The sequence below is a fragment of the bacterium genome, assembly GCA_016699995.1.
Lineage (GTDB): Bacteria > Patescibacteriota > Doudnabacteria > UBA920 > UBA920 > UBA920.
Window position 1 is genome coordinate 635,004 of record CP064996.1, and the last position, 13,389, is coordinate 648,392.

Sequence of the window (13,389 nt, forward strand, 5' to 3'; positions counted from 1 at the left end):
AATCGTCATCATCGGGTTAGGCTGGTTTGCGTCGCAAATGTACAACAACCCGGCCATCCTAATCGGCGCTGTGATCTTTAGCTCGGTCTCTGCTTTGATTTCTTATTACTACTCAGACAAAATCACTTTAGCTATTTCTGGAGCTCAGCAAATTGATTTAAAAACCCAGCCGCAGCTCTACCAGCTGGTAGAAAATCTAACCATCACTGCCGGCCTGCCAATGCCGCGCGTGTATATCATAGAAGACACGGCATTAAACGCTTTTGCTACCGGACGCAATCCCACCAATGCTGTCATCTGTGTTACGACCGGATTATTGCAGCGACTAGACAAGACCGAACTGGAAGGCGTACTAGCCCACGAACTCTCCCACATTGGCAACTACGACATCCGTTTTATGACCTTAGTGGTGGTGTTGGTCGGCGTAATCACATTACTCGCCGACTGGATGCTGCGCCTTTCCTTATTCGGTGCAGGTGATGACGATAATAACAATAAAAACCCGATCTTCATGCTCATCGGAATCGTCTTAGTGATTGTCTCTCCTATCATCGCTATGCTTATCCAGCTCGCTGTCTCTCGCAAAAGAGAATTTTTAGCCGACGCATCGGGTGCACTACTTACTCGCTACCCAGAAGGGCTCGCATCCGCGTTAGAAAAAATCGCCGGCGATAAAGAACCGTTAGAAGCTGCTAATAAAGCTACTGCTCATCTATATATATCAAACCCGCTTAAGGAACACGAAGGCGATTCGCAGAGCTGGTTCGCTTCCTTATTCAACACTCATCCGCCAATCGAAGAGCGCATCAAGCGTTTGCGCGGGATGGGCAAATAATTTTACAATTATGGGCGAAATGAACAACAACCCCGACATCATCCGTTCGCTACTGAACGCAGATGAAGATATGTATCCTAAATTTACCGAAGCCCAAAAGCTCCAGGAATTGGAATATATAAAATCGCATATTAGCCACTTGAAAGAAAAGACACTCGACGCCTTAACCGATCCTCAGAGAACCTCCGAAGCGCAAAGATATTTCGATCAAACCGAATTCTGGTCCTACAAGTTGGATGAATTTTATAAAAGGTATCCGGATTTACAACATTCCACATAACCTCACCACAGCAGCACAGACCCCTCGAATATGAGCTTATTCATCAAGCCAGATTTGTCGTTACTTAAAATTCCAACACGCAGGTCTTTTATCTTTTAAAAAATTTTCCATTATCAGAAACCAAATCTCAACTTGACAAATTACTAACTTTTCTGTATAATGCCTGAAGTTAGTATTTATTGAGTTATTGAGGAAATTTAGGAGGAAATATGCCAAAACTAAGTCCGCGCCAACTAACCGATATTGAGTTTTGCGAGCCCGATCTGATCTTTAGGTTCCAGCCGAGAACGTCTCTGGCTCAAGTAATTTTCGATCAGAGAATGAAAGAGCATATCCATGACTCAGGTTTTAGAAGTCACTACGAAGAAAGTTACCTTAACGACGATGGAAGAAACTCCATAATCCCAGGCAGAGCGATCTGGCCCTGGCCAACACCCAAGGATATGGAGTTTGATGATTTCTTCACCGAAGAAGATTATCAAAGCGCATTTCCTATGAGTTCGGTTCGACCACAGCGCACACAACCCGCTCTCGACTTAACTGTATTAGCCGACGAGGCCGAACGATCTACTGAAAATTTCTTCGAACATGAATTCGAAGAACAGCGACAAGCTCGGTTGCTTGAAGAGTTCGAGATCGGCGATCGGGCCGAAGCCTACGGAGAACGTCTCCGCAACTACGGAATCTGAACGCCTCCGGTGAAAACGAACCGCGACACAAATTAGTGTCGCGGGTTTTTTATTTAATTAGCTTAGTCGCTATGTCCATCCCAAATCCTCTACTCATCAATTTGCGCATCCATTTCTGCTTGTCCTCATAATCAAGCTTAGCCAGCAGAGTAAAATCCTTAAAATCCCTCTGCAAATATCTTTTGGCAATTTCTAATTCATCCTTTACAGACACCAGCTCTTCTAATTTCTCTTCAATTAATTCCTTCGGCAACTTTTTTTCGTAAAGCTTTTTCTTCATCATAAACCTACCCCAAGTTTTATAATTTTTCATGCTATTAATAAAAACCTCAGCGTAGTTTTCGTCATTTAAATATTTATCCTCAAGCAGTGTCTGAATTGCGCGGTTGATAACTTTTGTATCATAACCGCGCTTGCTCATTTTTTCTTGCACTTCGCCGACTGTGCGCATGCTCAAATTGAGCAAGAATAAGGCATATTGGTAGGCATGATCGTAGTCGGACGGGTCTTTTAATGGCCGAGCTTTTTTAAACATTGTCATATGATTTAACCGGGTTTTTCCGTGTTACAATTTAGGTAGATATAGCGTTATTATAGTAGCAGACAGTTCTTGACATAGCGACATAAACACGATATAACTTAATTAGCAGTCTAAGAGCGAGAGTGATAACAACACTTTTTCTCGACCGCCAACTAGGGCGGAGGCGCTACTATATATATGAATAATTTTGCTTTTATTTTAGAAAGGCTTTCCAGCCGTGCCAAAAATGCGCTTATTGCAGCGCAGATGGTATCCGAAGAACTCCACCACGATCACATCGGGACGGAGCATTTATTGTTTGGGGTGGTTGCAGAAAAGTCCAGCTTTGCCGGGGAGATCTTAACCAAAGCCAAACTTACGCCAGATCTAATCAAATCAGAACTAGAACTTGTTAACCAAAATAACCAAATCACGGTTTGGAAACCGGTTCTTTCTGCGAATTTAAAAACCGCGATCGAAAAATCGGCTATCATCGCCAGCCAATACGGTTACCAATTTATCGGCACCGAACATTTCTTGTACGGACTCATTACCACAGAGCACAACCGAGCGCGGGTGATTTTATCTAAGCTTGGAGTTGACATTGGCGAACTTGACCACAACCTAATTACAGTTTTCGAAAATATTTCTAAATTCCCAGAGATGCCAAATGATGGCATGCCGGGCGGTGCGCAAAACCCAGACGGTCATATGCATCAGTCCCCTGTCGGACCAGATCCGAAGCGCGGCAACATGCTGGAATATTTTACGACCGACTTAACCAAGAAAGCCGCACAAGGAAATATTGATCCGGTTATTGGACGCAAAAAGGAAATTGAACGCTTGGTGAGCATTCTTGGCCGACGTACTAAAAACAACCCGGTCCTCATCGGTGAAGCCGGCGTCGGTAAAACTGCTATTGTTGAGGGTTTGGCTTTAGCTATCGCCAACCGCGAAGTGCCAGATACTTTATTAGATAAAAAAATCATGGCGTTAGACTTAGCGCTGATTGTTGCCGGTTCGATGTTCCGCGGCGAATTCGAAAACCGCTTAAAGCAGATTATTGATGAAGTTAAAGCTAATCCAAACGTAATTCTATTTATAGACGAACTCCACACCCTGTCTGGCGCCGGAGCAACCACCGGCAGTTTAGATGCAGCTAACATCTTTAAGCCGGCCTTGGCACGCGGGGAGCTTCGCACCATTGGTGCGACTACTTTAGCCGAATACAAAAAGCACATCGAACATGACGCCGCCTTAGAGCGCCGCTTCCAGCCAATCTTGGTCGAAGAACCAAGCAAGGAAGAGGCTTTGGCTATTCTTAAAGGAATCCGCCCAAATTACGAAAAACACCATAACGTTCATATTACCGACGAAGCGCTGCAAGCAGCCGTAGACTTGTCCGACCGCTACATTCAGGATCATTTCCTGCCAGACAAAGCTGTGGACCTAGTAGACGAAACTGCCGCGTTTTTGCGCAGCATTCACAGTAATTCAAAATTGGCCAAAACTAAGCGCAAAGTAGAAACCGAATTAGAGCAATTAGAAGAAGAGAAAACTAAAGCAGTGCTCTCACAAGACTTTACCACTGCCCTGCACCTGCGCGCACAGGAAGAGCGCCTGTTAGCTCAGAAAAAGGAACTGGAAACATTGAGCAAGGAAGACACAGGTCCGGTCTATTCCATCTCGGCTGAAGACATTGCCCACACAGTTTCTTTGATGACTAAAATCCCCTTAAAGAAGCTGGCCCAAAACGAAATCGGCAAGCTTACTAATTTAGAAAAGACTTTAAAGGCCCGTATTGTCGGCCAAGACGAAGCACTCGTCGAAATCGCCAAGACTATCCGCCGCTCCCGTGCCGGCTTAAACGACCCTAAACGCCCAATTGGCTCTTTCATGTTCCTCGGTCCGACCGGCGTGGGCAAAACCGAAACAGCCAAGATGATAGCGCAGGAAGTTTTCGAAGATGCCGATGCTCTCATCCGCGTAGATATGTCTGAATTTATGGAACGCCACAACGTTGCGCGCTTAATCGGCGCTCCGGCCGGCTATGTAGGATACGAAGAAGGCGGCCGCTTAACCGAGGCTGTTCGCCGAAAACCCTATGCAGTAATCTTGTTCGACGAAATCGAAAAAGCCCATCCCGAAGTGTTCAACGTTTTGCTTCAGATCTTAGAAGACGGCCAGCTAACTGACGCGCAAGGCAAGCGTGTCAACTTCGCCAATACGGTCATCATTATGACTTCCAACTTGGGCATGCAGGAACTTAATACCGCCAGCGTCAAGATCGGCTTCGCAGACCGCGACGAACAGGTCACAGAAAAAGCCAAAATGGAAAAGGAATACGATCGCATCAAGGAAGGCTTGCTCGAAAAGCTTAGGAGAGACCTGCGTCCGGAATTCCTAAACCGCATCGACAAAGTGATTATCTTCCACCCTCTCGGTATGGCTGACCTCAAACGCATTACCCAGCTACAGATTAGCGACCTTCAGAAGCGCCTAGATATTCAAAAGATAAGCTTAAAAACAACTCCAGCTCTGATAAAGTTCATCTCCGAAAAAAGCTTCGATCCGCTCCAAGGGGCACGCTATATTCGAAAAAATGTTCAGGATTTAATTAGCGACCCGCTGGCTGAACAGATCATTCAGCAAAACCTCAAAGAAGGCGCAACGATTACAGTTGGCGTAGACGGCGAAAAAGTTTCGTTTAAAACCGAAAAAAGCAAACGCGCCGCTGCTGTACCAGCGTAACCTAATAATAAAACCCCTCACTTAGAGGGGTTTTTACATGCCTGCTGGTCGAAAAGAAGGTTATTAATAATGACGGTATTACCGTCTGGATCCACTATGTGCAATCCTCGTTTTTCGAAATCTGAGACCTGTGCACTTTGGGTAAACGAACCTAAGATGAGCCTTTTGATGACCATGCCTAGCTCCTTTGTGCCAAATTCAAACCTATATCTGCTCTGGTACTGTTCGGATGGGTAGAATTCGATGAGAACATTGTTCATCTTGCAGGAAAAGTGCTGCGGACCATCGCCATGCTTTTCTTCTATTAAATCCAAGCCAATCGCCTTGTAAAAATCTCGCATGCGGCTTAGCTGTCTTGTATAAACAACCATGCTTAACAATCTTGCCATATCCCCTCCTTCGTTTTCCACTTATCTTATCATAGCTTGAATGAATCTTGAACCCAAGCATGCGATGATGAGTATATGCCCAACTTTTATCCATCGCTATTGGACATTGCCTTCCCTAAACAGTGTCTCAACTGCCAAACCTGGGGAAAGTACATCTGCAGACTCTGCAGGCAAGGTTTAACATTGATCCAACAACAACGTTGCATAGTGTGCCAACAGCCGAGCCAAATGGGATACACTCATGCAGATTGCAAAACAGATCATACCCCCGACAGGTTGATTAGTATTTTTAAATATCAGGACAAGCTGGTTAGCAAGATGCTGAACACCGGGAAAATCGGTTTAATCTCCGACCTGTTTTTCGAGCTGGCATCAATAGGATTCGAAAAAGTTGATGTTAGATATCAAAGTTTAGATAAATTCGTACTTTGCCCCATCCCGTTGACCCGGTTTAAAAAACGGTTTCGCGGCTTTAACCAAAGTTATATCATTGCACAAATCTTTAGCTGGCGCTTTAACTTGGCTATTGACCCTGTTCTGATCAAATCAAAATCCACCAGACAGCAAAAACAACTCAACCGCCAGCAGCGCCAGGAAAATTTAACAGAAAGTTTTTCCATCAGCGACCCAAGTTATCTGCCGCGCCAAGTTCTACTAATAGATGATATTACCACGACAGGTTCAACTTTTATCGAAGCCGCTCGGGAATTAAAGGCAAATGGCGTAAAAACAGTCTGGTGCTTAGCTCTGGCCCAAGATTAACCAAGACCACATTGACCAACGCTGTATTTTTAGATAAGATAGTAAGGATTTATGGAGAGGTCGCATAGTGGCCTAGTGCGTCGGTTTGCTAAACCGATGTACGGTTGTAAAGCCGTACCGAGGGTTCGAATCCCTCCCTCTCCGCCAGAAAACAATCACAGCAATGTGATTGTTTTTTGTTAAATAAAAAACACGGAAATATTCCGTGTTATTTGTCTTCAAAGCGATAGTACATTACTGCACGCCGCGGGATCCTGCGGATAATATGACGCGTTTTACCCGGCGCTATCTTTTCTACTTTGCCTCGATCTTCCGCCGTGATATTACAGATGGTAACAAACATCACCTCTTTCATCTTGTTGGTTACTGAAAATTTAGTTGAATAATTTGCTGCGCGTCCCAAGTTCACGTTGAGTTTGTTGGAAATAGACGCACCTGTAGCGTGGGCCAAATCGAAGGTAATCGCGTCCCACTTAAACCCATCTTCTAAATCGTAGCCTTGCCCAAACCCTGCTGGAAAACCCATAATCTTTCCTCCTGAAAAATCAATTACTAACTAAAGAGTTTACCGCTCTTTAATGGTATCGTCAAGAATGGTATCGTCAAGCCGGGTGATTGTTTTTGTTGACCAAATTATATTTTTATGATTCAATCAAAGGTCAGCATACGCTGAAAAACATCTTCAACAGGAGGAAGTATGGATCTTAACGTTGTAATGACTTCGGCAAGAATACCAGCCGTAGTGAGCCAAGCTACTGAAGAAGTAGCCAAAAGGGTTCTATCGAGAGCTATGAAAGCTTCTAATGTTCATACGGTAAATATCATAGACCGGGATACACAGCCACTTAAGCCACGCTATCCCGATGGCGGCTTCAACATTTTTCTAGACAGTTACATACTGACGCCTTACTCAATGTCCGGCAAAGTATTGGCCCCGGATCAGATCTGGAAAACCACCTCCAATATGTATGACAATCATCTCATGTACACCCCTTCGGGTGAAGGCATGCTGATAATTGATTCTACCAGCGACACGGTCGTAGCTGAGTATACGGACTACAACCTATATATCTTACTTGATCCGTATGCCCTATGCTGCATTGCAAACAGAGGATGGTTGTATATCTTTGAGCAAATTCTCAAGGAAACTCTGCTATATCTTCCAGCCGGACCTCCGCAAATTTGCGAGATCTACGATGGCCGGTTCAGGATCCCTAAGATTGCCGACATTAAGGATATGGTCGGCGACCTCAGATACCTACGCGATCAGTTAGCCAAACATGTAGGAACAGGGACAGAATTGTACGATCAACTGGCAAAAATTTCCGATACGGACCCAAGCGAACGGGTACTAAAACAGCTCGCCAGGATCCCGGAAATTAAAACCATGTCCATAAAAAAGCAAAGCATTACAATCGTCACCTATACCATGTACGCTGAAGATCGTAGCCGGCATAAAATTCATGAACTTGGCCCTTTCCGGATAACTTTGAACTTCGGCGAAAATGCCAGTGCGGAATTCAGAAATCAAGGGCACAGATATGGCGGTTACGGACACCCTCACGTTGATAGGGACCGGGAAGGATACTGGTGCATGGGAGAAGGCTCAGCTATCCTTGACTTGCTAAAAACCTTTGAGTTCGAAGCAGCTATCTTGTTTGCCATCAAGGCAATTGAGTCAGTCAATCCTCGTCCTGACTATCTTAGCATCTTAAGACAGTTTCCCATTGTGGAAGAAAGGTTAAAATACCCCAAAGCAGAAGCAGAGTTGGACGAACACTCAAAAGAATCCTTTCTAAAAATGTACAGCGACGATAATGACGGCATTCACAAGCGGATTCTAGGTAAAATTCGTAATTTCCAAAACTCCGCGAAAGGTGCTCAAAGTGAATTATTTCTAAGCGTATTCGGTTCCACTCTCATAAAAGAGCTTGCCGACCCGAATGGTGCCAGGAACTTAACCGAGAAGCTACAAAGCCAGATTAAGGAGCTTAAAGACTTCCCATGGGTAGATAGAGTCACTATTCGAGACGATCTTGTTGGCGTTCGAACTGTCTCGATGGTCATTACAGATACAGACACCCAGGAAAAATTCAGAGTCGGACCATTTGGTATTGCTTATAATTTCTCTGATGGCACAGTGAAGGTGCAAAGCGAACGACCGTTCATGGTCAACGGGCAAATCTACCAGGCTCCCCAGATCCCCAATGAAGATGGCGACCTGATACTCAGCCAGCTCACGATGACTCTCCCAGAACTGATGGGAGAGCTAGAAGTAGCAACCTGTACAGAGCTGTTTGTAAATTACATCGCCACTTTCTCTAGCGTAACCCTCGGAGTCAAACCCCCGGAAACGCTAAGAGTGATTAAATAGAACAACCCCTGTTATTTACAGGGGTTTTTACTTGACAAAAGGCTTCTCCCCCGCTACTATAAACAGCTATAAAGGAGGACATATGCATGGGCAAAAAGAATAAGCCAGACAAGAAATCGGAAGATGGTCCTGAGATGGAAACTGCTAATAATGAATCGGCAAATAAAGCCAAAAACGCAGCCGAGGCGGAGCAAGCAGAGGAAGCGGTAAGCGAAGCTGTCGATGATGGGGAGGTTCTGGAATTACCGGAAGCACCACAAGCGGAAACCAAAACTGCAGGCCAGCAAAACGAAGAAACAATAATCGAAGTTCTGGAAGCCGAAGTTGTTGTGGAGACCAAGCCTGAACAAGCAGAACCAGATGAAGAGGAAGAGGAAGGAAAAGAGGAACCTCCTCAATATACCTATCACTGGGATCTTGCCAGGCGACCGGCTCAAGATTTTAAAAAACCTCGTTACTTTGCAACCAGCGCCGAATTGCTCAGAGTTCCTGCAACGATTCCCGTTATCCACGTCAGCTTATTCGCAGCTATGAAGATGTATCTCATGCTCAGTTATATCGAGCAAGAGATTGGCTGGCTGGGAACGGCATACAGGCACAACGAGAAAGATTTTCGAATCGCCGATGTATTTATCTTTCATCAAGATATCAGTGCAGGGCACTCGGAGCTGTCAAAAACCAGCATGGCTGACTTCATCTGTGAAATGATGGGCACACCAGATGGTGAAGAGATCTTCAATAACACCAAATTTTGGGGACACTCTCATGGCTCCGGCGGCACATTCCCCTCCGGCCAAGACGACACGCAGGCTGAGTCCTTCGCTCAGGGCGGAGAAGATTTCTTTATTCGAGGAATTTTCAATCGACAAGGGGATATGAACTTCAGCGTCTACGACTGGGAAAAAGGGATAGCCTTTCACAGGATACCTTGGCTCATTCAAGCTGCGCCTGCGGATATGCCGGCTGATACCTATGACCGACTGAAAGAGTTTATTCTGCAGGAGATGAAAACCAAAGTCGTCCATCGCCGAAAGGTATACAAACACAAGCGCGGACGAATATCTAAACGCGGTAAATCATGGATAGAACGGACGTTCGACACATGGCTTGGAGGATAAAGGATGCTGGATACAATAAGGCACATTGATGTTTTTTCTGCGGCTCAGTTTGGAGACCTTCGCGTTGACATTATCGGCGCTGGCGCTACCGGCTCCCGGATAGCGTTAGAGCTGGCAAAGCTAGGCCTCTCGAACATTCACGTTTGGGATTTTGACAAAATCGAATCCCATAATGTCCCCAACCAAGTCTACGGCAACAATCATATTGGCGAAGTCAAGGTGGAGGCATTAAAGAGGATCATCGAAGAGCAAACGGGCACCGTCATCACTTGCCACGAGGCAAGAGTCGACGGCACTCAGGAACTTGGAGATGTGGTATACTTGCTAACTGACACTATGGCCTCCAGGCAGGAAATCTGGAAGAATGGTCTGAGGTACAAGCCTCGGACTAAACTGATGATAGAAACTCGCATGGGTGCCAATAGCGGTCGAGTCTACTGTGTTAACCCTTCTTCTCCCAAGGACGTGAAGGGATGGGAAGCAACTTTATATTCTGATGATGTGGCAGTAGTTTCTGCCTGCGGAACTAGCATAACAGTTGGAGCAACCGCAGCTATGGTTACGGGCTATGCCGTTTGGCAGCTGATCCGTTGGCACAAAGCAGAAACAAGTTTAAAGGAAAACAAGGAACCTGATGACCGACCCGAGAATGAATTAATTTTTTCGGTTCAGCCAGCAATGGTTAATACGTCTGACTTTTAGGAGGAAAGAAATGATCGAAGAAAATGACAATGCTAATGGTCTCACTAAAACAATTACCGTCAAAATGGGATCCTACCCGGGGGGCAAGGTTAAACCCTACACCTTTCCCGAGGGCACCGATTATGGCGAAGCACTTCGTCAGGCCAACTTGACGCGAGGCAATAACGTTGAGGCTCTCGATATTCGAGTTAACGGCCAGAAGATCAGCAGCCCCGATGCTCTGATCGAAGAAGGAGATCAAATTCTCGTCTTCGAGAACATCCGAGGCAATAATTAAATTCAAACGCTCGAAAGAGCACTTACACAAAGCACGGTTTACTGTGCTTTTTTTATTTGCAGGTCTTGGAGGCTGGTTATGCTAAAATATAGCTATTAGCTTGCTACATTCAAACAAAATCCGCATAATACTAATCTTCTTCGGACCTGTAACAAAGCCCCTCTTAGCTCGTCTATATGAATGAACATACAAACATAAATCCTAATATTATAGTGCTCGCAAAGTCCGGAGCCCAAGAGGCTCTGGCCGATATCTACGAAGCGTATTACATGCGGGTCTACCGATTTGTGTTCTACCGGGTCAGTCATAAAGAGACGGCCGAAGATATCACGGAAGATGTGTTCATTAAGGCATTTGCGAGCCTCAAAAACCTTGAAAAAGTAGAAGCTTTCGAAGGATGGCTATTCCAGATTGCCCGCAACATGGTCATCGACTATTACCGAAAAAAGAAGCAGCTCGTTCCCCTGGACAGTATAGAAAACACCCTAGAATACGATACTAATATAGTTGAGATCATAAACCTACAGATTGAGCAGTCGATACTCATCAAACTGCTAAAAGAGCTAAACGACGAACAACAATCGGTAATTAAGATGAAGTACTTTGACGAACTCGACAACTCCACCATCGCTACCGTCCTTAATAAAACAGAAGGCGCAATCCGAGTAATCCAACATCGCGCCATTGCGAAACTTAAAGACATCTTTGACGACACCATCTCCAAACAATAATGAAGGTAATTAAATACAATTCAGGAAATTCAGATTCTCTCTCTAATGAGAATGATTTTGATTTCGTCCAGGAATTTACCCAGGAAGAAATGAAGATCGTCGAAATGCTTTCATCTATTCCTAAGTCTAAAGTCCCAACCCCGACCAAGCAATATCGTTTCGCCCAGCAAAAGCCAAGTCTGGCAAATTCCCTGCTCCAATTCCTGTCCGGCAACAAGCTTGTTACTTTTACGGCAGTGTTTGCGTTAATGTTAGTGGGAGCTTATACTGTTGTCCAAAGCGCCGAAGACAGCTTGCCGGGGCAGCGCCTATATTCCATTAAGCGCGCCGGCGAAGAAGCCCGCATCAATCTGACCTTTAATAAAGAAAAAGCTGCCAATCTTCACTTAGCCTTAGCAGAAAAGCGACTAGAAGAAACCAAGCGGGTCATCGAGTCCAATGACCCCAAACTGGAAGCTGCCGCTATCACCGCCCTTACCAATCAAACAGAAAAGACATTCGAAGCAGTGTCCCAAATGGCTACAGCTAAGGCTGTCTCAGAAAACGATACTACTCTCCTAAGCAACCTCGTAGCAATTAATAAGCAGCAAAAGACAGTCTTGGAATCTGCGGGGAAAACCGAGCAAAGCAAAGAAACTGCAGCAGTAGCGTTATCTGCTACCAAACAGGCCAACAAGGCCATTGCTATGATGATTGCCACTGTGAATGAGCAGATCCTACTGGACTTGCCAAACAAAATCTCCATAACCGGAGATGTAACCAGCTATGCAAAAAATAAGTTGGTTATAGAGAAAAATTCCTTCATCATCAATGATGCCACTATCTTACTGGATGAATCCGGAGATATCGTAGAAAAATATGATAAACTGGAAGGAAAAATTACAGTGATTGGCACTAAAGACAACAATACTCTAATCGCCAAGAAGATTATCATTATCGATGGCCTAGCTTCCCTAACCCCAAGCCAGCCTCAAGTTAAGGGTACAGCTACAGTTACACCGAAGCCCGAGACAAAAGCCGCTACTCAGCCAACTACTACTCCGACTCCGAAACCAGAAACAAAGCCAGAGCAAGAACCAAGCACCACAGAACCTCAGAAGCCTGCTCAAGCTCAAGCTGGATTCATCTTAGAGCCAAGCGACAGCCAGTACGCGCCATAAATTTTCGATTTATCCTTTCTGGATCGCTGCCCATGAAACTCACGGGCAGAAATCCCGAAGCGATAGTACCTGACGATACACAAACCATCAAAAAAACGAGCCTATTCTAGAGTCTGGCTCGTTTTTGATTTAGCTGGATTATTGGTATAATAAACTGGTACGGAGAATACCAAAATCGAGATATACGGAGAGGTCGCATAGTGGTTTAGTGCAACGGTCTTGAAAACCGTCAGGTCTCAAAGCCTCGAGGGTTCGAATCCCTCCCTCTCCGCCAGGGATTTTTACACACTTACAAAAATAAAATGCCCCCAAAACAACCCTTAAACGTTTTTGAATGGGATGCGCCGGAATTTAGGCACTACCCTAAGAATCCTGCTTGGTACATTACCTTGCTCATTCTTGTAGCTTTGCTCATCACCTATGAGATTATTGCCAATGACTATTTTGGCGCAATAAGCTTAGCGGTTGTTGCTGGGTTTGTAATTTTCTTTGGACGCCAAATCCCTAAACAGATACCTATTCGAATCAGCGACCAAGGAATTCATATCAACAATGACCTTATTCCGTACCAGCGCATCAAGCACTTCTGGGTCGTAGATGACGCGGCGCACAAAACTTTGAATATAGAAACTACCGCTTACTTAAACCATCAACTGACAATCGAACTGGAAGATATGGATTCCGATGAAGTGCGCGAATTTTTAGCTGATGTACTGCCGGAACACGAAGAACCTCAACCCACCACAATGCAGAAAATCTCCCACCGCATTAAATTTTAAACTACAGCCACAGCTTACAGGC

15 protein-coding genes and 2 tRNA genes are annotated in these 13,389 nt (G+C 45.0%); 14 read left to right on the top strand and 3 right to left on the bottom strand.

All coding sequences use genetic code 11. The features are described 5' to 3' along the window. Window positions 1–37: 37 nt before the first annotated feature. From IPM19_03400 to IPM19_03410, 3 genes are all read left to right on the top strand, one after another. Window positions 38–835: a M48 family metallopeptidase gene (locus tag IPM19_03400; protein QQS23421.1), complete on the top strand. Its 798-nt coding sequence runs from the start codon at window positions 38–40 to the stop codon at window positions 833–835. A 10-nt stretch (window positions 836–845) separates the two neighbouring features. Next, window positions 846–1,115 (top strand): hypothetical protein, encoded by a 270-nt coding sequence (locus IPM19_03405; GenBank protein ID QQS22653.1) that lies wholly within the window; start codon window positions 846–848, stop codon window positions 1,113–1,115. A gap of 209 nt (window positions 1,116–1,324) precedes the next feature. Beyond that, window positions 1,325–1,804: a hypothetical protein gene (locus IPM19_03410; GenBank protein ID QQS22654.1), complete on the top strand. Its 480-nt coding sequence runs from the start codon at window positions 1,325–1,327 to the stop codon at window positions 1,802–1,804. A 49-nt stretch (window positions 1,805–1,853) separates the two neighbouring features. Here the strand turns inward: IPM19_03410 and IPM19_03415 are convergent, their stop codons facing one another. Then, entirely contained in the window at window positions 1,854–2,339 is a 486-nt protein-coding gene (locus tag IPM19_03415; GenBank protein ID QQS22655.1) for a RecX family transcriptional regulator, read from the bottom strand. A 183-nt stretch (window positions 2,340–2,522) separates the two neighbouring features. Here IPM19_03415 and IPM19_03420 point away from each other — a divergent pair, with 183 nt between their 5' ends. After that, complete coding sequence (locus IPM19_03420; GenBank protein QQS22656.1) at window positions 2,523–5,075, top strand: ATP-dependent Clp protease ATP-binding subunit; 2,553 nt, start codon at window positions 2,523–2,525, stop codon at window positions 5,073–5,075. A gap of 17 nt (window positions 5,076–5,092) precedes the next feature. On the opposite strand, the gene IPM19_03425 is transcribed toward IPM19_03420, so the two are convergent. Continuing rightward, entirely contained in the window at window positions 5,093–5,464 is a 372-nt protein-coding gene (locus tag IPM19_03425) for a hypothetical protein (GenBank protein QQS22657.1), read from the bottom strand. A 228-nt stretch (window positions 5,465–5,692) separates the two neighbouring features. On the opposite strand from IPM19_03425, the gene IPM19_03430 reads away from it, so the two are divergent. Both IPM19_03430 and IPM19_03435 read left to right on the top strand, forming a co-directional pair. Beyond that, window positions 5,693–6,226 (top strand): ComF family protein, encoded by a 534-nt coding sequence (locus IPM19_03430; GenBank protein QQS22658.1) that lies wholly within the window; start codon window positions 5,693–5,695, stop codon window positions 6,224–6,226. Window positions 6,227–6,279: 53 nt separating this feature from the next. Further along, window positions 6,280–6,373: transfer RNA gene (locus IPM19_03435), tRNA-Ser, on the top strand. A 61-nt stretch (window positions 6,374–6,434) separates the two neighbouring features. Here IPM19_03435 and IPM19_03440 read toward each other — a convergent pair. Next, on the bottom strand, window positions 6,435–6,752 hold the full coding sequence (locus IPM19_03440; protein QQS22659.1) for a hypothetical protein: 318 nt from the start codon (window positions 6,750–6,752) through the stop codon (window positions 6,435–6,437). A gap of 171 nt (window positions 6,753–6,923) precedes the next feature. Here IPM19_03440 and IPM19_03445 point away from each other — a divergent pair, with 171 nt between their 5' ends. The 8 genes from IPM19_03445 (at window position 6,924) to IPM19_03480 (ending at window position 13,367) form a co-directional block, all read left to right on the top strand. Continuing rightward, the gene (locus tag IPM19_03445) at window positions 6,924–8,600 is read left to right on the top strand and encodes a hypothetical protein (GenBank protein QQS22660.1); all 1,677 of its coding nucleotides are present in this window, start codon (window positions 6,924–6,926) and stop codon (window positions 8,598–8,600) included. Between the two features lie 86 nt (window positions 8,601–8,686). After that, a complete protein-coding gene (locus IPM19_03450) occupies window positions 8,687–9,718 on the top strand; it encodes a hypothetical protein (GenBank protein ID QQS22661.1) in 1,032 nt (343 codons plus the stop codon). A gap of 3 nt (window positions 9,719–9,721) precedes the next feature. Further along, complete coding sequence (locus tag IPM19_03455; protein QQS22662.1) at window positions 9,722–10,420, top strand: ThiF family adenylyltransferase; 699 nt, start codon at window positions 9,722–9,724, stop codon at window positions 10,418–10,420. A 10-nt stretch (window positions 10,421–10,430) separates the two neighbouring features. Beyond that, window positions 10,431–10,697, top strand: a complete 267-nt coding sequence (locus IPM19_03460) for a hypothetical protein (protein QQS22663.1) — start codon at window positions 10,431–10,433, stop codon at window positions 10,695–10,697. A gap of 176 nt (window positions 10,698–10,873) precedes the next feature. Then, window positions 10,874–11,428 carry a sigma-70 family RNA polymerase sigma factor gene (locus tag IPM19_03465; protein QQS22664.1) on the top strand — a complete coding sequence of 185 codons (555 nt, stop codon included), beginning with the start codon at window positions 10,874–10,876 and terminating at the stop codon, window positions 11,426–11,428. After that, window positions 11,428–12,588 carry a hypothetical protein gene (locus tag IPM19_03470; GenBank protein ID QQS22665.1) on the top strand — a complete coding sequence of 387 codons (1,161 nt, stop codon included), beginning with the start codon at window positions 11,428–11,430 and terminating at the stop codon, window positions 12,586–12,588. Before IPM19_03465 ends, IPM19_03470 begins: the two co-directional genes overlap by 1 nt. Before the next feature lie 186 nt (window positions 12,589–12,774). Continuing rightward, window positions 12,775–12,862: transfer RNA gene (locus IPM19_03475), tRNA-Ser, on the top strand. 28 nt (window positions 12,863–12,890) lie between these two features. Further along, on the top strand, window positions 12,891–13,367 hold the full coding sequence (locus IPM19_03480; protein QQS22666.1) for a hypothetical protein: 477 nt from the start codon (window positions 12,891–12,893) through the stop codon (window positions 13,365–13,367). Window positions 13,368–13,389: the final 22 nt, after the last annotated feature.